Below are 21,780 nucleotides of genomic sequence, written 5' to 3'. Positions count from 1 at the left end.
AGGTCAGCAAAGAACCACGAACCATAAAGCCCTTTGAGCCTCCCTGATCGGATTTTGTAAGTTTTGAGAGGCTCTGGTCCCTTTGGGAAAAACAAAAAATCAAAAACAAAGATGGCAGATCAAACTGCCATCTTTCACAAGGGAATTTTAAAGCATTTGACAGAAGATCAAGAGGTCATCTTTCTGGAAATGTTTTTGTGAAATAGGAGAATTCGTTTGAATCTTCCTATTTCACTGATAAATGCAGCAGGACTGCATTTTTTAAGTTTTATTTGAGGGCGTCCACCATGCCGGTCACTCCAGCCACCTGCAAGCTTGCGCCACCAACCAGAGCACCGTTGACGTTCGGCTTGCCACAGATTTCTTGAATGTTGTCTGGTTTTACGCTTCCGCCGTACTGCACCACGATTTGCTTAGCAAAAGCAGGATACAGTTCTTTCAGCACGCCACGGATTTCGGCGCACATGTCTTCGGCATCCTGAGCGGTGGCGGTTTTGCCGGTTCCAATGGCCCACACGGGTTCATAGGCGATGACCAGATCATCGGCAGACTGGATGGAAACCCCTGCAAGGCTGCCACGCAGTTGGTTGAGGGTGTAGCTCACCTGCTCACCCGCTTCACGCTCGGAGAGTTTTTCACCGACGCACACAATGGGCACAATGCCATTTTTGATGGCCTGTGCAGCTTTGGCAGCCACCACAGCATCAGACTCGAAGTGGTATTCGCGGCGCTCGGAGTGCCCGATCACAGCGTATTTCACCCCGAGGTCTTTCAGCATCGCAGCGCTGACTTCTCCGGTGTAAGCGCCAGAGTCATGCTGGGAGATGTCCTGTGCACCCAGTCCGACCTGAGAATCACCCAGCACGCCACTCAGGCCAGCCAGACTGACGCTCGGGGCCATGATGGCCAGTTTGATGTTGAGGTCTCCCAGTTGGCCGAGCAGGTCTTCGGCCCACTGCACAGACTCGGAGGGGGTTTTGTTCATTTTCCAGTTGAGGGCAAGGAAGGTTTGGGGTTTGGTCATGGTGTGTTCCTTTCAAAGATCCCCCTGCCTTTCACTTCGTTCAAGGCTGTCCCCCTTTAACTCAAGGGGGACAGTTCTGAGCACAGCGAGGAACAGGGGGTATGGTTCTTACTTCACAGCTTCAACGCCGGGCAGCTTTTTGCCTTCCAGCAACTCAAGGCTGGCTCCGCCACCGGTGGAGATGTGGCTGATTCTGTCGGCCTGACCGCTCTTGTTGATGGCACTCACGGAGTCGCCACCACCCACGAGGGTGTAAGCACCCTCAAGGCCGGCCACAGCAGCAGCAATGGAGTTGGTTCCATTGGCAAACTTGCTGAATTCGAACACACCCATGGGGCCGTTCCAGAACACGGTTTTGGCACCTTGCAGGGCAGTGGTGAAGGCTTCCACGCTGGCTGGACCGATGTCCATGCCTTCCCACTCGTCAGGGATGTTGAACACATCAAACACTTCGGTGTTGGCGTCGTTGCTGAATGCGTCACCGGCAAGGGTGTCGGTGGGCAGCACGATTTTGTCCCCGTAGGTTTTCAACAGTTCATTGGCTTTGTCCAGGAAGTCATCTTCGTGGATGGACTTGCCGATTTTGCCGCCCTGGGCTTTCACGAAGGTGTAAGCCATGCCCCCACCGATCAGGATGCGGTCCACTTTGGGCAGCAGGTTTTCAATCACCAGCAGTTTGTCAGAGACTTTGGCTCCACCGATGATCACCACGTAGGGGCGCTCGGGTTCGCCCAGCAGGTTGCCCAGAGCGTCCACTTCTTTCTGCAGCAGGAAGCCAGCGGCAGACGGGAGGATCTCGGCGACGCCAGAGACGCTGCTGTGTGCACGGTGTGCGCTTCCGAAGGCATCCAGCACGAAAGCATCTGCCAGTTTGGCAAATTTGGCGCTCAACTCAGGATTGTTTTTCTCTTCGCCGGGAGCAAAGCGCACGTTTTCAATCAGGGCCACTTCGCCGGGTTGCAGGGCTTGCACAGCAGCAAGGGTTTCCTCGGTCTCGGGGCTGCCTGCCACGAATTTCACGGGGCGACCAAGGTGTTTTTCCACCAGAGGGGCCACAGGTGCAAGGCTGTACTTGGGCTCGGGTCCGTTTTTGGGGCGTCCGAGGTGGCTGCACAGCACGAGGCTTGCCCCTTGATCCAGCAGGTATTGCAGGGTGGGAATGGAGGCGGCCACTCGGGTTTCGTCTTGGGCCACGCCATCTTTGATGGGGATGTTGTAATCGACGCGGACCAGCACGCGTTTGCCCTGTACATTGAGGTCTTCAAGTTTCATGATGACTCCTTTGTCTTTCTTGTCTTTGTGAAGAAAAACCCCCCTAGGCTGCGCCTATCCCCTCACACAGGTGAAGGGATGTCCATCGGACAGGGGGGTCAGAAAATCAGGCTTTGTTTTGAATCAGTTGAACGAGGTCGGCAATGCGGTTGCTGTAGCCCCACTCGTTGTCGTACCAGCTGAAGAACTTGACCAGGTTGCCCATGGTCATGGTCAGGCCACCGTCGATGATGGCGCTGTGTGGGTCACCCTGGATGTCGGTCAGCACGATGGGATCTTCGGTGTAGCTGATGATGCCTTTGTGGGAACCTTCAGCGGCAGCCTTGAACACAGCGTTCACTTCGGCAACGGTCACTTCTTTCTTCAGGATCACCACAACGTCACTGATCGAGCCAGTGGGGGTGGGAACGCGAAGGCTGGTGCCGTCGAATTTGCCTTTCAGGTTGGGGTAAACCTGAGAAACGGCTTTGGCTGCACCGGTGCTGGTGGGGATGATGTTCACTCCGGCAGCACGGGCACGGCGCAGGTCGGAGTGGGGCAGGTCGAGCACGCGCTGGTCGTTGGTGTAGCTGTGCACGGTGGTCATGATGGCTTTCTCGATGCCGAAGGCTTCGTCGATCAGCTTCATGGGGGCGCCCAGGGAGTTGGTGGTGCAAGAAGCGTTGGAGATGATGTTGTGCTTCTCTCCATCGTAGTCCTGCTCGTTCACGCCCATGACGATGGAGATGTCTTCGCCTTTGGCAGGAGCGGTGATCAGGACTTTCTTGGCGCCGGCTTCGATGTGCAGGCCAGCTTTTTCACGGCTGGTGAAGATGCCGGTGGACTCGATGACCAGGTCCACGCCGAGGTCTTTCCAGGGGAGTTCAGCGGGGTTTCTGACGGCCAGAGCAGCAATTTTGTTGCCGTTGACGGTCAGGGACTCTTCATCATATTCCACGGTGCCATTGAAACGGCCAGCGGTGGAGTCGTATTTGAGAAGGGTTGCGAGGGTTTTGTTGTCGGTGAGGTCGTTGATGGCAACAACTTCAATGCCGCGTTCGACGAGAATACGGAAGACCAAGCGTCCGATGCGTCCGAAACCGTTAATGCCTACTTTCATGGTCATTTCCTCCGCTGAGTAGTTTAACACCATTCCATCAGGACAAATACCCGACTTGTTTGGATTTTGGTGTCGATGTGACGCTAAATCATTTTGGGCTGTGCAGTTGGTGTATCAGCCCCTTCATCAGATTAAACTCCCCCATGTGATTTTTCTGAGAAAGCAGATGTATTTATACCAAGTCCAAGTAAATGATATATATTTCACGAACAAGAAAAAACAAAATTTTAGCAACACTTCCATGACATTTTGGCTCCCACACAGTACACTGCATGCTATGAAAAGATGGATCACCCTGTTGATTTTCGCTGGTGCAAGTTCTGCGCTGGCCCAGACCAGCCTTGGCATTGGTGCCTCATACAACTTCCTGACCGGTGGTGGCAACCTCAGCAACCAATCCTTTTCCGTTCATCTGGATCAGGGTGGGTTTCTGGTGGGCAGCCGCATTGAAGCAGGTTTACAGCAAGGCAACAATCCCGGCTTCAATGTGAAAGCCGCAGTGACGGCAGATGTGCCTGCCACCCTGGGCTTTAAGCTCAAAGTGGGTGCAGGTCCAGAGTTGCTCCGCGACACCAAAAACAACGGTTGGGTGGTCAGTGGGTACGTGTTTGTCAGCCCAGAGTTTGAGCTGGCCCTTGGCCTTTCTGCTTTTGCGGAGGTGGCTTACAGCAAAGTCCTTTTCACAGATTTTGCCACCCCTGACAACATTGGTGTGAAAGCCGGAGTCCGTTTCACCTTCTGATTCTTGATGTTCAAAACATTGCTTTTGACGGGAAAGCAACGGCTGGAGTGGGTGGAGGCACCTGCTCCAGCTCTTTTGCAAGGTTATGCCAGACTCCGCACTTTGAAAACGGCGGTCAGTGTCTCATCCACCTTGTCGGAATACCTCGGGAATGTGGATGTGGATTTTCCCAGAGCTTCGGGATACGAAAGCCTTGCCCGAATAGAGGAGACGACCGACCCTGAGCATTTTCCAGTGGGGTTGCGTGTTGTGGATGTTTATGGTCACTCAGATCAGGCGATCAGGCCATTCAGCCGTCTGATCCCGGTTCCCGAGCACATTCCAGATGAGGTGGCCTTGCTGTCCATTCTGGCCTGTGACGCTTTCAAAGGGGTTTACCGCTTGCGTCCCCTCAAAAACAGCAGAGTGTTGGTGGTGGGTGCCGGAGTGATGGGCTTGCTGTCCATCTGGAACCTGATCCAACTGGGCCATGAAGTGGATGTTTTTGATCCCATCTCAGAGCGGTTAAACCTTGCTGAACAACTTGGAGCCCGCAGTTTGCACAGAGTCCCATATGAAACCCACCGGTTTGCTCTGGAATGCAGTGGGCATCCAGATGCGTTTTTCTCCATGCAAAGGGCCATGGTGCAGGGAGGCAAAATTGGGGTTCTGTCAGATGGCAATTGGGGCCGTTTGCAGCTTGCACCTGAATTTCACTCCAGAGAATTGACGGTGGTGGGTTCCAGCGATGGGGTGCGTTATCAAGACCACGCCCGGATTTTTTTCAGGATGCCTCTGGAGCAGCAAATGCCTCTGGTGAAGATTTTTGATTGTCACATCAAGGCAGCGGGTTTGATTGCACTCTTCGAAAGCATGGCTGAAGGCCCCCGGCCTTTGAAGGTGATGGTGGATTGGACCTGAAAATGCCATTCAGGACTGAAGATTTTTCAGTTTAACCTGGATCTTAATCCAGAGTAAGGGAAGTCCCTTATGCAAAATAAGCGTCTTTTGCTAAAAAAAGCCTGTTTGTGAATCCATCCATCAAGCAAAACAGCAAAGCATGTCATCCAATGTCGTTGTCATGTGGTGTGTGGGATGGGACAAAAGCCAGAACAAACAGGAATTTCAGCTCGGATTCAGCAATTACACAGAATGAACTTACACGAATTCCGCAGGTTGAAAAAGCATTTTGGACATGACGGTGCTCACAACCGGTCAAACATCACCCGAGCATACTGAATCTCAAGATGAAACCTGATGCTGCCTCTTTTGATGCTTTACACCAACCTGACATGCAAAGTGCAAACCTTGCAGATTCAACCTCAACCCACCCTCGAACCCTGCCTTCCGAAGGGACCCTCAAATACCTTGCCAGCAAACGGGCGAGACAGAAACATGTGGGGCGTACCTGCCCCAAAACCTCCAGGGCAGGTGCAGTCAATCCTGACTTTTTGGCCCTTGGCTTGGGTGGCACCAACATGCTCGCCATGCTCTGGGCGGTGGCGATGGGGCGCCGTTCTGTGGGTGTGGAAATGCGTGGAGATCCTTTCCTGGGTGTGCACTGGAACATCCGGGAAGACCTGTACCACCAACTGGGTCTGATCGACCAGATGATGCTGGAAAGGTATGGTGAGGCAGGCATCCCCACCAAAGATGATGGATCTTTGATTCGTCTGGCCGATTGTTTCTACCACCCGAGCACCCGTGCTGGTGACATTGTTGCCGATGAAGTGATTGACGGCTACGACAAAGACCAGCACATTGTGGGCACCATCCACCATGTGGAATACATCGATGACCGTTGGAAGGATGGAATGCCCAACCGGGTGATCACCGAACTGGTGCCTCCTGTGCCACCCCGGCAACCCGATCCCACCAAAATCCGCAGTGACATGCAGGCTGTGTTGGATGGCCCCTCCACCTTTCAGGCTTCTGCGGTTTCCATTCAACTTCTGTTGCGCCGCTATCTGGAAAAGATCGAAGAGATGGACCTCAAAAAGGGGTGTGTGCCTCGGGTGCGCATTTTCAACCGTCACCGCGTGATTGCAACAGAAGGTGAGGGCTTCATCCGTCAACCCGATGGAAAAATGAGGGTTTGCATTGAAGAAGTGACCGAAATGGATTTCAAAGGCAAGTTGATGCGCATGCGCACGCCGGGCTCAGAGACCATGGATCTGGGTGTGCCAGAGTTGTTGTCCATTGCTCAGGGTTTTCACAGCAGCGACGCCGCCCGACTGGGATTCCAGCAGCAAGATGTGAAAGTGGACCATGGGGACGGTCGTGGTCCAGTGGTGGCACAGGCCGATTTCATTGCGGGTCTGGTGGAAATTCTGGTGGATGGTCGTTTGAGGCGGCGCATCGCTTCTGAATTTGATGCACAGGGCAACGAGTACTGGGTGCGCCAGATTGCAGTGGGCCACGAGAACGATCCGGAGGTGGGTTGGGTCTTGGTGCAGGTTCCAGACCACATGAGCTTCTGTCCCATCGAAGCAGGATTGGTGCCCGCAGGGACCTGCAAGAATGCTCCAGAGTATTTCTCGGCTTACCAGATTTTGCTGTATGACTTTTACATTGAGCAATCTGCTTTGATCCTTGAAGTGGAACCGGATGACCTTCGCAAAGTCCAGATGGTGTACGGCCCGAGGTTGTTCAGTTTGATTGAACGCATGGGTGACGATGCGAGGGTGGCTGTCAATGGGGTGATTGCCGGAGATTCTTTTGGAAATGGTCATTTCCTGACCAGTGCTGGCGCAATGGCTGGAATGATCGGGCATGCCTACCGCTTTCTGGAATACTGGCAACGGCGTGAAGCAGGCCTGTGCACCGAATCCAGCATCCGTTTGCTGGCAGACCGCATCAAACAGGACACAGAAGCCTGGCTGTCAGTGAGTGCCAAAGAGTTCAGTGAAGCCATTCCCATCAATTTTGGTGCAGAGCGTGGAGCCCAGATTGCTGCTGCCAGCGGCATTGATCCCACCAAGCATGCACACAGCATTGATGCAGGTCGCAGGCAGCGGCATTCCCTGTTGCCTCTGGACCCCTCCGATTGGAGAAGGCTTTTCCTGCGAAATGGTCGGGTGGTTTCTGCGGCATTGCCTCCCCTCAATCCCATCCACCCTGCCTTGCGCGATTTGGAAACGCTGCTCTCTGATCCGCCCTTTGACGTGCAAGCTGCTCTGGTCTAGTAAGCGGTTGAGCTTTTTCAAAATTCAAAAAGCCAGAGGGGCTGCATGTGCAGCCTCTGGGCGTCGTCTGTTCAAAGGCAAGGACATCAAGCCGTGTTTGTGGATGGGTGATTTCAAATTCAAAAGGATGGTTGTGTTGTGCACCTGACATTGATGTTTTTACAACTTGCTGTGATTGTGCTGGTCGCCCGTCTGGTGGGCTTGGCCATGCGGAGGTGGGGGCAACCTCAGGTGGTGGGCGAAATCTTGACTGGCATTGCTCTGGGCCCGTCTTTGTTCGGATGGTTGCTGCCCACATGGCAACACCAATTGTTTCCAGCCGCAACCGTGGACCTGTTGAAGGGCCTGAGCAGCATTGGACTGGTGTTGTTCATGTTTCTGGTGGGTCTCGAACTGGACGTTGCCCAGATCCGCAAAATGCGCCACAAAGCCCTTTCCATTTCATTGGGCGGACTGGTGTTGCCTCTGGTTTTGGGGGTGTTTGCAGGTGTTGTTCTGCTGGATACCCCCGGTTTTTTTCCAAACAACAGCAACCCGTGGGTGGGGGTTCTTTTCTTGGGGGTGGCCATGTCTGTGACGGCTTTTCCGGTGCTGGCCCGCATCCTGTCTGAATTTCGCATGACCTGTTCGAGGTTGGGTGGGCTTGCTCTGGCCAGTGCAGCCATGGACGATGCGTTTGCTTGGATGCTTCTGGCGGGGGTTCTGGTTCTGGCCAGAGGTTCCACCAGTGGAGTCCTTCAGATGACTGTGGGACTGGTGGTTTTGCTGGTGTTCAGTTTTGGGGTTCTGAAGCTTTTGCTGGCCAAATGGATGCAGCATCTTGAGGGAAAAGGAAAGCAGGTTTATGGTCTGCCTGTTGTTCTGGTCTTGTTGTTTCTGTATGCAGCGTTGACTGAAGCTCTGGGTTTGCATTTTGTGCTCGGGGCTTTTGTGCTCGGGGTCGTCACACCCAGAGGGTGGATGGTCAAAGAATGGGAAGAAAAAATGGTGCCCCTCACCACCCATTTGTTGCTGCCAGTTTTCTTCGTGGTGTCAGGACTGAACACCCAGATGCAATTGATTCAGGGATGGCACAGTTGGCTGGCAGCAGCAGGAATTGTGGTTCTGGCCTGTGCAGGCAAATTGTTGGGTTGTGGTTACGCCGCATGGCGTTCTGGAGAAACACCTGCTCAGGCCCTCAGTGTGGCGGGTCTGATGAATGCCAGAGGTTTGATGGAGTTGGTGGTTTTGAATGTGGGTTTGCAAATGGGCTTGATCGGTCCTGTGCTGTTCAGCATCATGGTGTTGATGGCTGTGGTGACCACCCTGATGGCCACCCCCATTTTTCGTCTGGGATTGCATTTGTCCCGTCAGGAAATTGGAAAGGTCCCTGCTCGATCTGCACAATCGGTTTGAAAGCGCCTTCAAAACATCCACATCAAGTTGGAAAACCATAACACCAGAGCCAAACCCAAGGGTTTGGCTCTGGTGTGTTCAGTCATTTCGGGAGGGCTTCAGGGGTACATGCGGGTGAGCATGCGTGGGAAAGGAATGGCTTCCCTGAGGTGGTCAATGCCAGTGATCCAAGAGACCAATCTTTCAAGCCCCAAACCAAAACCGCTGTGTGGCACACTGCCAAAGCGACGCAGGTCAAGGTACCACTCGAAAGCCTCCAGAGGCAGGCCATGTTCCTCGATGCGGCTTTTCAGCAGTTCATAATCGTGGATGCGTTCTGAGCCACCAATGATTTCGCCATAACCCTCTGGGGCGATCATGTCGTCACAGAGCACCACATCGGGGTTCTCGGGGTCAGGTTGCATGTAAAAAGCTTTGATGCTGGTGGGGTACTTCTCGATGATCACTGGACGGTCAAAGTGGTTGCCCAGCAAGGTTTCGTCTGGTGCACCAAAATCCTCTCCCCACGGGATGTCCCGACCATAGGTTTTGAGGATCTCCAGAGCTTCAGTGTAAGTGATGCGAGGAAAATTGCCTTCAGAAGCCGGCTTGAGCTTGTCGAGGTCCCGCTCAAGAATCTTGAGTTCTTCCTGGCACTGGTTCAGCACCCGCGTCAGAATGAAGCTGATCATGCGTTCCTGCAGGGCCATGTTGTCTTTGTGTTCTGCGTAGGCCACCTCGGGTTCGATCATCCAGAATTCCAGCAGGTGACGGCGGGTTTTGCTTTTTTCTGCCCGGAAGGTGGGACCAAAGGTGTACACCTTGCCAAAGGCCAGAGCTCCGGCTTCTCCGTAAAGCTGCCCGGACTGGCTCAGGTATGCTTTGTCTTCATCAAACAGGTTGATTTCAAAGAGGTTGGTGGTGCCTTCTGCTGCGTTGGGGGTGAAAAAAGGCGCATCAAAACGGATGAATCCTTCCTGATGAAAGAAATCATTGATGGCGGTTTGCACGGCATCCCGCACGCGGATGATGGCCCATGGGCGTTTGTGGCGCAGCCAGAGGTGACGGTGTTCCAGCAGGAAATCAATCCCGTGTTCTTTGGGGGTGAGGGGGTATTCGGCAGCGTTGTCTGCCACCACTTGAATGTCACGGACACTGAGTTCCACACCGCCCGGTGCACGATCGTCCAATCGGACCAGACCGGTGAGGGTCAGGCTTTCTTCCTGTTGCAGGCGTTTGGCGGTTTGAAACACTTCTTCAGAGACATCCCCTTTGAAGACAGTGGCTTGCATGAAACCCGAGCCATCCCTGATTTGCAGAAAATGAATTTTGCCGCTGGAGCGGATTCCTGTGAGCCAGACATTCAGGGTGACGGTCTGCTCGGCATGTTGTTTGAGATCACGAATGAGCGTCATAACGCACTGATTATAAGTTGTCCAGTCAATTTCTGGGAGGGTGAAGGTGAAGAACCTTCCCATGGCTTTTTTGACCGATTTCCAGAGCTTCAACCGACCTGCTTGATCCACCAAAAACTTTGTAAGCTTTTGGAACATTCCTGAAGTTATACTGAGAAAGCACAGGACAAAACCGGATGAAAACGCTTTCAGAACGCATTTTGATGCATTTCTGAAAAATTCTGAAAGGGGGCTTTACAGGCTGCGGGGATTCTGATACCTTTAGTTTGTTCTGAAAACTAAGTATGCTGTTTGAGCCGCAGACAGCATATGGTTCTTGCTTCAAGCCCACAGTTCATCACCACGCCCACCATGTTGCCGCCATGGAAGGGATGTCGGATCGTGCGGATGCAGGCATCACATCAGGACACTTAGGGAGGCCTTGACAGGTGCATTGGATGGAGTTACGGTTTGAGTAACAACATCACAATCTGATCAAGGTGGAAAGGGAGCAACCATGAAGAAAGTACTCGCCGCTGTAACCGTTTCGCTGCTGGCCGCCTCTGCTGCAGCCCAGTCCAAGCAACTGGAGATCTTCTCCTGGTGGGCTGGAGATGAAGGACCCGCTCTGGAAGCCCTCATCAAACAGTACAAAGCCAAGTACCCCAACGTAGATGTGCAAAACGCCACCGTGACCGGCGGGTCCGGTGTGAACGCCCGTGCAGTGCTGAAAACCCGCATGCTCGGTGGCGATCCACCAGACTCCTTCCAGGTGCACGCAGGTCAAGAACTGACCGGTACCTGGGTGGCTGCAGGCCGCATGGAAGACCTCAGCGCACTCTACAAAGAGCAAAACTGGAACAAGGTTTACCCCAAAGGCCTGCTGGACCTGATCAGCACCAACGGCAAACCCTGGGTGGTTCCGGTCAACGTTCACCGCTCCAACGTGATGTGGTACGTCCCCAGCAAACTCAAAGAGTGGGGCATCACCCCTCCCAAAACCTGGGATCAATTCTTCACGGTCTGCAAATCCCTACAAGCCAAAGGCGTAACCCCTCTGGCCCTCGGTGAAAACTGGACCCAGCAGCACCTGTGGGAAAGCGTGGCTCTGGGCACCCTCGGTCCCGCCGACTACCTGAACCTCTGGAACCGCAAACTGAAATTCAACAGCCCCAAAGCTGTGAAAGTCTGGGAAAACTTCGGTAAAGTGCTGGCCTGCACCAACTCCGATGCCTCTGGCCTCAGCTGGCAACAGGCTGTGGATAAAGTCGTCGCTGGCGACGCTGCCTTCAACATCATGGGCGACTGGGCTGCTGGATACCTCTCCACCACCCTGAAACTCGAACCCGGAGTGGGCTTCGGCTATGTGCCTTCCCCCGGCACCGGCGGTACCTTCATCATGCTGGCAGACGCCTTCGGCCTGCCCAAAGGCGTGAAGAACAAAACCGAAGTCATGAACTGGCTGCGCCTGATTGGTTCCAAAGCTGGACAGGATGCCTTCAACCCCATCAAGGGTTCCATCTCTCCCCGCAATGACTCTGACCTCAGCAAGTACAACAAGTACTCCCAGTCTGCTGCAAAAGACTTCCGCACCAACAAGATCGTGGGCAGCCTGGTGCACGGCGCTGCTGCCAACGAAGCTTTCATGAGCAACTTCGCCACCGTGATGGAAATCTACCTGTCCACCAAGAGCGCTTCCAAAGCTGCCAATGCTGCAGAAGCCATTGCCACCCAGACCAACCTGGGCAAGTAAGATTTCCCCACACAACTCCTAAAACTCCCGAGGGTCAGTTCACCGGAGGGTGAGCTGGCCCCTTTTCACAGGGAGACAGAACGTCTTCTTTCCTTCCTTCCCAAGAACAGGCAGGAATTTTTTGGCGTTCTGTGTTGTGTACACCATCAGGAGCCGCACCATGGCGAATGCAAAACAACCCATCCTTAAGAACACTCCGTCTCCCAAGACGGCCACCCGCAAACCACTGGACATGGACCGCATCTTTGCTGCCCTGTTGCTCATCCCGAGCATCATTCTGGTGGGCATTTTTGTTTACGGTTTCATTGGCCAGACCATGTACACCTCCCTCACCGACTGGGGGCGTGACCCTGCACAGGCTCTGGCTCTGGAGCCCCAGCTGAAGTACATCGGTTTTGAAAACTACAAAGAACTGTTCACTGGCCTGCTGGACCAACGTTTCCGTCAGGACCTGGTTTCCACTTTGTTCTTCACCGTCTTTTTCATTGCTGGCAGTCTGGGCATGGGACTGGTTCTTGCTGTGATGCTGGACCAGAATCCCAAAGGTGAAAGTTTCTTCCGCACCCTGTTTCTTTTCCCCATGTCCCTGAGTTTCATTGTGACCGGGACCATCTGGCGCTGGCTGCTGCAACCCGAGGGGGGCTTCAACCAGCTGTTCGGAACCCAATTCCAGTGGCTCAACTCCCGGGACCAGATTTTCCAGTTCAACTGGCAGGACATCCCCTTTTACACCGCTCTGGTGGTGGGACTGGTGTTCTTCTGGATTGCCTATCAGGCGTTCACCCAGCGCAACCAGACCCGCATGATTGTGGCACTGGTCTCCGCTCTGGTTCTGATCGTCTGGGGTTCCATCTGGGGCAGAGGAGCCGAGTGGCTGTATCCCCTTCCAGAGACCCACGGCTTCAACCTCGCTTTTGTTGGAATCATTATTGCTGCCGTGTGGCAAATGGCCGGATACACCATGGCCCTGTACCTTGCAGGGATCCGCGGTGTGCCCGAGGACCTGCGTGAAGCTGCACGTGTGGACGGCTGCACAGAAATTCAGATTTACCAGAAAGTGATCTTCCCCTTGCTGACCCCCATCACCCTGAGTGCCATCATCATTCTGGGTCACATCAGCCTGAAGATCTTCGACCTGGTGTTTGCCATGGCAGGTGCAGACAATGCCACCACCGACGTGCCTGCCCTCTTGATGTACCTGACCAGTTTCCGCAGCAACCAGTTCGCCAAAGGTGCCGCCATCTCCATGGTGCTCCTCGTGATGGTTGCCGCAGTGATCGTGCCCTACCTGTACACCTCTTTGAGAAAGGACCGCAGATGACCAAGGCTGCCCCTCAGGCTGCTGCCCACGGCAGTGCCCACAAATCCCTGATTCCGCTTCCTGTGGTTTACGTGGTGCTCGGGATCACCTCCTTGTTCTTCCTGATCCCCATGTACATGGTGGTGATCACTGCGTTCAAAGATCCGGCCAACATCAATCTGGCCACAGCATGGATTCCTCCCACCGTTCCCAACTGGCAGGGTTTTGCAGAAGCCATGAACCTGTTCCTGCCCAAATTCCAGAACAGCCTGATCCTGACCATCACGGCCACCTTGCTGTCTGCCATGCTGGGCTCCCTGAACGGCTACATCCTTTCCAAATGGAAATTCTGGGGCAGCGATCTGCTGTTTGCCCTGATGCTGTTCGGGATGTTCATTCCTTACCAGAGCACCCTGATTCCCATCTTCCAGACCCTGAAAAGCCTGGGATTGTACGGCTCCATCTGGGGACTGGTGCTGGTCCACGTGATTTACGGGATTCCCATCACCACCCTGATCTTCAAGAACTACTACTCTGAAGTGCCCGACGAACTGATGGAAGCCGCCAAAATCGACGGTGCAGGCTTCTTCCAGGCGTACCGCAACATCATCCTGCCCATCTCCATTCCGGGTTTTGTGGTGGTGATCATCTGGCAGTTCACCCAGGTCTGGAACGAGTTCCTGTTCGCTGTGACCCTCACCAACATCGACTCCCAGCCGATCACGGTGGCTCTGGCCCAACTGGCCGGTGGCGAGGCCGTCAAATGGAACCTCCCCATGGCCGGAAGCCTGTTGGCTGCCCTGCCCACCCTGCTGGTGTACATCTTCCTCGGCAAGTACTTCATCCGTGGACTCTTGGCCGGTTCGGTCAAAGGTTAAGCACACCTTCTTAAGCACTCTGGCAATGTTGCCAGAGTGCTTTTTTGTTTAGGATGTTCCCATGGACACTGCTTCTGAAATTCAGCATTTTTATGCCACTGGAAATGAATTTGCTCGTCTGTCCAGAGGGATTGGACCTCTGGAACACCAAAGAACCCGCGAAATGGTCTTGAAACATGTGCCAGAATGCCCTGCTTTCATTGCGGATGTTGGAGGAGCCCATGGGGTTTATGCCTTCTGGTTGGCTGCTCTGGGACATCAGGTGCATTTGCTGGACCTCTCACCAGAGCACATCCATGAAGCTCAAAATCTGACGAACGCTGAAGGGGTGCCTGCTCTGGCCTCCATTCAGGTGGGAGATGCCCGTGCTTTGCCTTTTGACAGTGCCTCCATGGACGTGGTGTTGTTGCAAGGCCCCCTGTATCACCTGATGGAACAGGGTGACCGACATCAGGCCCTGACAGAAGCCTTCAGGGTGTTGAAAACCGGAGGGAAAGTGCTGGCGTGTGGCATCACCCACACGGCCTCCCTGATGGTGGGAATTCATCGGGAATGGCTCTGGGATCTGGATTATTTTGAGATGGTGCAGCAGGAAGTGAACACGGGACTGCACCACAAGCCCGAAAGCTGGCCCAATTTGTTCATGGATGCTTTTTTTCACCATCCAGAGCACATGAAGGCCGAACTGGAGCAGGCTGGATTTCAGGTGCAAGAGATGCTCGGGATTGAAGGGCCGGCATGGGCCATTCCAGATTTCGAAATGGCTTGGCAGGATCATGGAAAACGGACTCGCATTTTGGAAACGGCCCGTCTGGTGGAAAAAGACCCCATTTTGAGCCCTCATTTTGTTGCGGTGGGCATCAAACCCTGAAAAAAGCCTGCTGGATCAGACCCATTCGGGGTTTTGAAGGCCCCCTCTGGCTCATGTGATCTAAGGACACGTTCAAGAAAAGAGGATAGAATGTCAGTCGTGTACGTAAACCGTCGTGCGAACTTCGAGTATGAAATTTTGGAGCGTTATGAGGCTGGCATCGTCCTGACCGGAACGGAAGTGAAAAGCATCCGTGCTGGAGGCGTGGATTTTCGTGACGCATTTGCCCGTCTGGAGAATGGCAACATTGAACTGGAAGGGCTTTACATCCCCATTTACGACAAAGGCTCTTACAACAACCACGAGCCGCGCCGCAAGCGCCGTCTGCTGCTCAACCGTTCAGAGATTGTCAAGCTGAGAAAAGCTCTGGTGCAAAAAGGCCTGACCCTGATCCCCACCAAGTTGTATTTCAAAGGCCAGTACATCAAAGTGGAGGTGGCGGTGGCCCGAGGCAAAAAGCTGCATGACAAGCGCCGTGCAGAGGCAGAAAAAACCATGAAACGGGAACTCAGGGAATTGTGAAACGTTTTGTTGTCCTCCTGTTGCTGTTGCTCCAGACCGCTTTTGCCCAGTACACCCTGCAATCTCTGGGCATTGGGGACCAGCGGGTCCAGAGCATCAGTTACTACGGGGTTGGCTATGTGAGGGCAGAATTTCTGAGCCCTTACTTTCTGGTTTCTGTGGACCGCAGCACCGTGCGTGTGCGTTACGGAAAAAACACCCTGACGTTGCCCATCGAAACCAACCCTGTTGCAGGCATCACCCAGAACTATTACGTGCAGGTCAACGACCAGACCACCACCGGGTTTCCAGCCATTCTGGTGAACCGTGGGGTTTTTGTGCCTGTGCAGCAGGTGGCCTCTGCCTTGCAAATCAGTTACTCGGGCAACCAACTGGTGATTCCCAGAGCCACGCTGGGCAATGTCGCCTCGAAAGTGGATGCCAAAGCAGACCGGGTGGTTTTTGAAATCGACCAGAATGTGCGGGTGCTCGACCAGTCCAGCAGCACCGAAGTCAAATTGCTGGTCAAAAACATCTCCGGGAAAAGCACCACTTACACCACCACTGGCAAATTCCTGCCCAAAATCAAGGCAGAAGTGGCCGGAAATGACCTGCTCATTCAGGCCCCCTTGCCCAAAGGTGCGGGTTACCAGTTTTACTTCTCGCCGCTTTCCGACAAGAAAGCCCGACTGGTGCTGGATGTGGGGACCTCGTTCCAGAGCAAGCAGACCGCTCTGGAACAGCGCCTCCTGAAGCCCGTGATCGTGCTGGACGCTGGCCATGGAGGCAACGACACCGGAGGCACCCGAGGGGTCATCGAAAAAGAACTGACCCTTGAAGTGGTGCGTCGCATGGGACAGGCCCTTTCCAAAGCAGGCTGGACCGTCAAATACACCCGCACCAATGATGTGGCGGTGTCTCTGACCGAACGTGCAGCTCTGGCCCGCACCAGTGATGCTTTTGTCAGTGTGCATCTCGGGTATGCCCCCGGAAACAACCAGACAGGCGTGGTCCTGTCCTACCAGTCTGGCGATGAACACCTCGAATACATCCGGCAGATGCGAGGCGAAGCCCAGCCGTCTCTGGGCGTGACCAGCACAGAATCCCTGAAAACCTTTGGGGACACTGTACGGACAGAACTTTCGCGGGTCAAAATCGACACCCGCCTCAGGCCCACCCGTGACCTGTACCTGCTGGCAGAGGCCCCCAAGGCTGCCCTGATGGTGGAAATTGGCTTTCCCGAGAACCCTCAGGACCTTGCCCGTCTGAAAGACACCTCCTATCTGGACACCCTGTCCCTCGCGCTTGCCAGAGGCATCACCGTTTACTTGACCCCCAAAGACCAGAAAGCCACCGAAACCCCCAACAAGGACCCCAAGCCATGAACAAAGTGCTGACCCCTGTGAACATCATCTGTTTGCTGTTGCTGGCTGCAGCCGGGATTTTCTATTACGTGGTGACTTTGCCCCCCAAAGTGCCCGAGTATGAATTGAACACCGGGCCAGCCACCGTCAGCAAAAATGTGCGCCTGTACTTCAACGATGCGGCTCTGGAAAAGTACCGCACCGAAGAGCGCACCATCGAACTTGCTGTGGACAATGAAACCACCTTTGCCAGAACGGCCCTGAAAGCCCTGATGGATGGCCCCAAGGCCGAAGGCAGCGTGTCCACACTTCCCAAAACGGGTGAAGTGCCAGATGTGTTCACCCGCGAAGGGCATTATTATGTGAACCTTCCGGCAGCATGGAAAAACCAGACTTTTGGCAGCACTTCGGAGTTGCTGTTGGTGTGCACCATCACCCGCACCTTGCTGGACCTGAACCCCAACAATCTGGATGTGGCTTTCATGGTGGATGGAAAAACCGTGGAAAGCCTGGCAGGCCACGTGGACCTGCGCAACGCGTTTAACCGGGAGAGCTGTCCTTGAGAATTGAATCCATCAGCCTGCAAGGCTTCAAGAGTTTCGGAGAAAAAACCCGCATTGAATTTGTGTCTGGCATCAACGCTGTGATTGGCCCCAACGGCAGCGGAAAAAGCAATGTCATCGAAGCGATCCGCTGGGCCACCCACACCGCCAGAGTGCGCGAACTCCGGGCTGGCAACGCCACCGAGCTGATTTTTCACGGCAGTCAGGGCAAAAGTTCCCTCGGGCTGGCCGAGGTGATGCTGGAGCTCTCGGGAATGCACCGCAGCAACCTTCCCGAGCGCCTCAATCTGGCCCGTCGGGTGTACCGGGATGGAGACACCGAACAGGAACTGCTGGGCAAAAATGTGCTGGTCCGGGACATCCAGAATGCCCTGAGGGGCAGCGGTCTGGGTCCCGGTGGCCTCGCAGCCATCGGTCAGGGGGAAGTCTCCGGGGTGGTGACCGCCGACAGCAAGACCCTGCTCGGGTATCTGGAAGAAGCGGCAGGCCTGAGCGCCCTCACCCACCGCGAAAAACAAACCCTTGACCGCCTGATCGAGGTGGAAAAGCATCTGGAACAACTGGAGTTGCTGGCCTCGGGGCTCCGTGAACGCACCGAACAGCTTCACAAAGAAGCCGAAGCCGCCCGCAAGCACCACCAGTACACCCAAGAACTTCAACTGCTTTCACAAGCGGTGCAGTGGTCCAAACACCAGAGCCTCAGCCGAGAACTGCAAGAATTGCAGCAGCAAGAACAGCAACTGCAAACCGACGTGAGAGCCGCAGCAGAAGGCTTCTCTGGCATCCAGACCCGTCAGGAAACTTTGCGTCTGGCCTTGCAGGCTGCTGGTGTCGAACGGGCGGAATACGAAAGCACCCTGCGCCTGATCAAAACCGCAGAGGAGCGGGTTCGGGACACCGAAAAGTATCTGGATTTGCTTCAGCAGGACCAGCAGCATGTGCTGTCTGAAATGGAAGCTCTGGAAGGCTTGCCTGTTCCAGAAAAACCACAGGAAGATGCCGTTCAGATCGAAGCGTCCCTGAGGTCCCTGAAGGTGCGTCTCCAGAGTGCAGAGCGCCGTTTGCAGGCCGCAGAAAACGAATTGAAACAGGCCTACACCCGTGCTCAAGAAGCCGCCAGAGAAGAAGCCCAGCACGTCACCCTTCAGCAGGAAGCCGAACGCCTGCAAGCCCAGATTGCAGAAGATCAGCAGGCTCTGCACACCGCTGAGCATCAACTTTTGGAACTTCGCCAGACTGTTACCTCCACCGAAGAGCAGTACCGGAACACGCTGGATGCTTTTGAAACGGCACGCAAAGACCTGCAAACCGCCAAAAACGACCTCTCCAGAGCCAACAACGAAAAAGCCCCACTGGAACGGGAACTCAAGCGTCTGGAAGTGGTCCTGAACAGCTACGCAAGGTACGGAGAAGGTTCCAGAAATGCCCTGAACAGCGACATCGACGGCATCATTGGCAGCGTCGCAGACTGCCTGAACGTTCCAGAAGAATACGAAACCGCCATCACGGCTGCTCTGGGACGCCGTCTTGAACAGGTGGTGGTGCAAAACGCACAGGTGGCCCAGCAAATCATTGAACACCTGAAACGCGCAGGAGGAAGGGCCACCTTCCTGCCTCTGGACCTCATCAAATCGAGGGTGCGTCCGGACCAGCGTTTGCTCTCCGAGCGTGGCGTGCTGGGATACGCCCACAACAAATGCCCCAGCGATCCCCCCTTGATCAGCGAACACCTGCTCGGGGACACCCTGATGGTGCAGGACCACCCCACCGCCACCCGACTTGCCCGCAGTTACCCCCAGAGGCCCCGATTGGTCACCCTGGACGGTGAAGTGATTGAAGCCACCGGAGCCGTGACCGGAGGAAAACTCAAGGACTCGGGTCTGACCGTGCTGGCAGACCAGCGCCGTTACCACGACCTGCAAGACGAACTTGATGAACTGGACCGCAAGGCCGACAAGGCCCGCAAGCAGGAACGCCACATCGAAGACCTGCTGAAAAGCCTCGAAGATCAGGTGCGAACCTTGCGCCTGAAACACCAGCAGGAAAAAGGACAGGAAGGGGCTCTGGAGCGCACCGTCACCCAGCTTGCTGCCCGCAGGGATGCTTTGCAGGCCCAGCTCAGAAGCCTGAGTGGGCGCATGGAGTCCACTTCCTCTGGACCTGCCTTTGAGGGTGTAGAGGTGCTGGAGGCCAGCATTACAGGCATCCGTCAGGACATTGAAAACATCCGCCAGCAAGAACAACAGGGTCTGTCCAGACTGCACGAAGTGCGGGAAAAGCACACCGCTTACCAGCACCACCTGCAAGAACAACAACGCCTCATCACCGCCCGAGAAAAACACAGCAGGCTGACCGGACAGATTCAGGGGTACCTGCTCAATCTGGACAACCACCAGCGTGAACTGCAGGTGCACCAGAGCAAACTGGCCGCCCTGAGCCGTCCTGAACTGGCCCCTCTGGAAAAAGAATACCAGCAGCTCAACGAGCAACACGCTGCCCTGACCCGCAGAACCGCCGAACTGCAACGCGCACTGGAAAACACCCGCCTGAACCTCGCACGCAAAGAAACCCAGCGTCAGGACCTCGGTGAAGTGCAGGAACCCGAAACCCTGCCTGCCGGAGATGCACGGCTCTGGACCTCCCGCATCCAGACCCTTGAACGCATGCTGCTGGACCTCGGGGCCATCAACGCTCTGGCCGAACAGGAATTTGAGCAGGAATCGGCCAAGCTGCAGACCATGGAAAAAGACATTTCGGATACCCGTCAGGCCATTGAACAGATCCGAAATGCCCTGCGCGACCTGAGGCAAGACATCCACCAGAAACTGTTTCAGGCTTTTGAACGGGTCAAAACCGCATTTTCCAGTTATGCACAGGAACTGCTGGGTGGCCTTGGAGAACTGCAACTCGATCAGGACGAAGCCGGAAAGCCTGTGGGCATGAGCATGGTGGTGCAACCCCGCAGCAAACGCACCCGGAACATCCACCTGCTCTCGGCAGGGGAGAGAACCATGGTCGGTCTGGCCTTCCTGTTTGCCCTCTCAGAAGCCCCAGAGGACCAGCGTGGCCTGCCCATCGCCATCCTTGATGAAGTGGACGCCCCTCTGGACGAGGCCAACATCCGCAGGTTCACCCACTTCCTGAAGCTGCTGGCATCCAAAGGCAGCCAGTTCATTCTGGTCACCCACCAGAAAGCCACCATGGAAATTGCCCACGCGCTCTGGGGCGTCACCACCGATGCCAAAGGGGTGTCGAGGACCTTCAGCATCAAAAACACCGACATTGAAGCGTTTGTGCAGTGAGAAGGCCGAAGGCCAAGGGCCGAGAGCCGAGAGCCGAGAGCATCGTGTGATCCGTATAAAATATTGTCAAGGGAAATGTAGGGGCGAGGCGTGCCTCGCCCCTACATATGCTCTCAGTCACACGTCCTCTAGTGCCCGAGGATCTGACTCAAAAACAACTTGGAGCGTTCATGCTGCGGGTTATTATAAAAATCCTCTGGGGTGGCCTCCTCCACAATCGCTCCCTTGTCGAAGAACACCACCCGGTCCGCCACCTCCCGAGCAAAACCCATCTCGTGCGTCACCACCAGCATGGTGATCCCCGAGTGCGCCAATTCTTTCATCACGTCCAGCACTTCCTTGATCATCTCTGGATCCAGCGCACTGGTTGGCTCGTCGAACAGCAGAATCTTCGGTTCCATTGCCAACGCTCTGGCAATTGCCACCCTCTGCTGTTGCCCTCCAGAGAGTTGCGCGGGGAATTTCTCGGCCTGTTCGCGGATGCCCACCCGGTCCAGCAACTCGTAGGCTTTCTGTTCGGCTTTCTTTTTGTCCCACTTCCTCACCCGAATGGGGGCCAGAGTGATGTTCTGCAAGACCGTCAAATGGGGGAACAGGTTGAACTGCTGGAACACCATGCCCACATCCCGGCGAATCTGGTCGATGTTCTTCACGTCGTTGTTGAGTTCGATGCCATCCACCACGATCTTGCCGCCCTGATGCTGCTCAAGGTGGTTGATGGTGCGGATGAACGTGCTTTTCCCAGAGCCGGAAGGCCCAATGATGACGACAACTTCACCTTGTTTGACGTTGATGCTGACGTCACGGAGGGCATGGTAGCTGCCGTAATGCTTGTTGACCTTGTCGGCGATGATGATGTCTTTGGCGCCCTGAAGTCGGGCCGGATGTGTGTAACCCATGGTTTTACCTCTTGCTGCGGTTCAAGTTGGCTTCGATCCTGCGGCTGGCTGCGGCCATCGGAATGGTGAAACACAGGTAAATCACCGAAATGCCGATGAACACCTCTTTGTTCAGGCCGATGTAATTGCTGTTGTTGGTGATGCTGTACCCCACCCCGAGCATGTCGGTCAGGCCGATGATGGTCACCAGGGAGGTGTCTTTGAACAGGCTGATGAACTGACCCACAATGGCCGGGACCACCGATCGGAGGGCTTGGGGCAACACAATCAAGAGCATGGT

Annotated in this window: 18 protein-coding genes; 12 read left to right on the top strand and 6 right to left on the bottom strand. The window is 54.9% G+C overall.

Annotation, left to right across the window (positions count from 1 at the left end; all coding sequences use genetic code 11):
* Positions 1–268 precede the first annotated feature (268 nt).
* From tpiA to gap, 3 genes are all read right to left on the bottom strand, one after another.
* Positions 269–1,024: a triose-phosphate isomerase gene (gene tpiA / locus Q371_RS00090; RefSeq protein ID WP_034334596.1), complete on the bottom strand. Its 756-nt coding sequence runs from the start codon at positions 1,022–1,024 to the stop codon at positions 269–271.
* 108 nt (positions 1,025–1,132) lie between these two features.
* Entirely contained in the window at positions 1,133–2,296 is a 1,164-nt protein-coding gene (locus Q371_RS00085) for a phosphoglycerate kinase (RefSeq protein WP_034334594.1), read from the bottom strand.
* 106 nt (positions 2,297–2,402) lie between these two features.
* Entirely contained in the window at positions 2,403–3,395 is a 993-nt protein-coding gene (gap, locus tag Q371_RS00080) for a type I glyceraldehyde-3-phosphate dehydrogenase (protein ID WP_034335203.1), read from the bottom strand.
* A gap of 277 nt (positions 3,396–3,672) precedes the next feature.
* Between gap and Q371_RS00075 the strand changes: the two genes are divergently transcribed.
* From Q371_RS00075 to Q371_RS00060, 4 genes are all read left to right on the top strand, one after another.
* A complete protein-coding gene (locus Q371_RS00075) occupies positions 3,673–4,137 on the top strand; it encodes a hypothetical protein (protein ID WP_034334592.1) in 465 nt (154 codons plus the stop codon).
* Between the two features lie 6 nt (positions 4,138–4,143).
* Positions 4,144–5,037, top strand: coding sequence for an MDR/zinc-dependent alcohol dehydrogenase-like family protein (locus Q371_RS00070; RefSeq protein WP_034334591.1), 894 nt, complete (start codon positions 4,144–4,146; stop codon positions 5,035–5,037).
* A gap of 326 nt (positions 5,038–5,363) precedes the next feature.
* Positions 5,364–7,301, top strand: coding sequence for a hypothetical protein (locus Q371_RS00065; protein WP_051963010.1), 1,938 nt, complete (start codon positions 5,364–5,366; stop codon positions 7,299–7,301).
* A 138-nt stretch (positions 7,302–7,439) separates the two neighbouring features.
* Positions 7,440–8,696, top strand: a complete 1,257-nt coding sequence (locus tag Q371_RS00060) for a cation:proton antiporter (protein ID WP_157442413.1) — start codon at positions 7,440–7,442, stop codon at positions 8,694–8,696.
* 98 nt (positions 8,697–8,794) lie between these two features.
* On the opposite strand, the gene asnS is transcribed toward Q371_RS00060, so the two are convergent.
* Positions 8,795–10,090, bottom strand: a complete 1,296-nt coding sequence (asnS, locus tag Q371_RS00055; RefSeq protein ID WP_034334586.1) for an asparagine--tRNA ligase — start codon at positions 10,088–10,090, stop codon at positions 8,795–8,797.
* 496 nt (positions 10,091–10,586) lie between these two features.
* Between asnS and Q371_RS00050 the strand changes: the two genes are divergently transcribed.
* From Q371_RS00050 to smc, 8 genes are all read left to right on the top strand, one after another.
* Positions 10,587–11,822, top strand: coding sequence for an ABC transporter substrate-binding protein (locus tag Q371_RS00050; protein ID WP_034334584.1), 1,236 nt, complete (start codon positions 10,587–10,589; stop codon positions 11,820–11,822).
* Between the two features lie 160 nt (positions 11,823–11,982).
* The gene (locus Q371_RS00045) at positions 11,983–13,143 is read left to right on the top strand and encodes a carbohydrate ABC transporter permease (RefSeq protein WP_084571130.1); all 1,161 of its coding nucleotides are present in this window, start codon (positions 11,983–11,985) and stop codon (positions 13,141–13,143) included.
* Positions 13,140–14,000 carry a carbohydrate ABC transporter permease gene (locus tag Q371_RS00040; protein ID WP_084571129.1) on the top strand — a complete coding sequence of 287 codons (861 nt, stop codon included), beginning with the start codon at positions 13,140–13,142 and terminating at the stop codon, positions 13,998–14,000. Before Q371_RS00045 ends, Q371_RS00040 begins: the two co-directional genes overlap by 4 nt.
* 61 nt (positions 14,001–14,061) lie before the next feature.
* The gene (locus Q371_RS00035; RefSeq protein WP_034334581.1) at positions 14,062–14,871 is read left to right on the top strand and encodes a class I SAM-dependent methyltransferase; all 810 of its coding nucleotides are present in this window, start codon (positions 14,062–14,064) and stop codon (positions 14,869–14,871) included.
* Between the two features lie 33 nt (positions 14,872–14,904).
* Entirely contained in the window at positions 14,905–15,393 is a 489-nt protein-coding gene (smpB, locus tag Q371_RS00030) for an SsrA-binding protein SmpB (RefSeq protein WP_281174262.1), read from the top strand.
* Positions 15,390–16,757, top strand: coding sequence for an N-acetylmuramoyl-L-alanine amidase family protein (locus tag Q371_RS00025; RefSeq protein ID WP_034334577.1), 1,368 nt, complete (start codon positions 15,390–15,392; stop codon positions 16,755–16,757). Before smpB ends, Q371_RS00025 begins: the two co-directional genes overlap by 4 nt.
* Positions 16,754–17,299, top strand: coding sequence for a GerMN domain-containing protein (locus Q371_RS00020; RefSeq protein WP_034334574.1), 546 nt, complete (start codon positions 16,754–16,756; stop codon positions 17,297–17,299). Before Q371_RS00025 ends, Q371_RS00020 begins: the two co-directional genes overlap by 4 nt.
* Positions 17,296–20,601 (top strand): chromosome segregation protein SMC, encoded by a 3,306-nt coding sequence (gene smc, locus Q371_RS00015; RefSeq protein ID WP_051963009.1) that lies wholly within the window; start codon positions 17,296–17,298, stop codon positions 20,599–20,601. Before Q371_RS00020 ends, smc begins: the two co-directional genes overlap by 4 nt.
* A gap of 128 nt (positions 20,602–20,729) precedes the next feature.
* Here the strand turns inward: smc and Q371_RS00010 are convergent, their stop codons facing one another.
* Positions 20,730–21,500, bottom strand: a complete 771-nt coding sequence (locus Q371_RS00010) for an amino acid ABC transporter ATP-binding protein (RefSeq protein WP_034334573.1) — start codon at positions 21,498–21,500, stop codon at positions 20,730–20,732.
* Between the two features lie 4 nt (positions 21,501–21,504).
* The coding region (locus Q371_RS00005; protein WP_034334571.1) for an ABC transporter permease subunit at positions 21,505–21,780 on the bottom strand (276 nt) is incomplete at its 5' end.

The organism is Deinococcus misasensis DSM 22328 (assembly GCF_000745915.1).
Lineage (GTDB): Bacteria > Deinococcota > Deinococci > Deinococcales > Deinococcaceae > Deinococcus_C > Deinococcus_C misasensis.
Note: the sequence above shows the minus strand (reverse complement) of the source record. Positions and strands in the feature narration are given on the sequence as shown.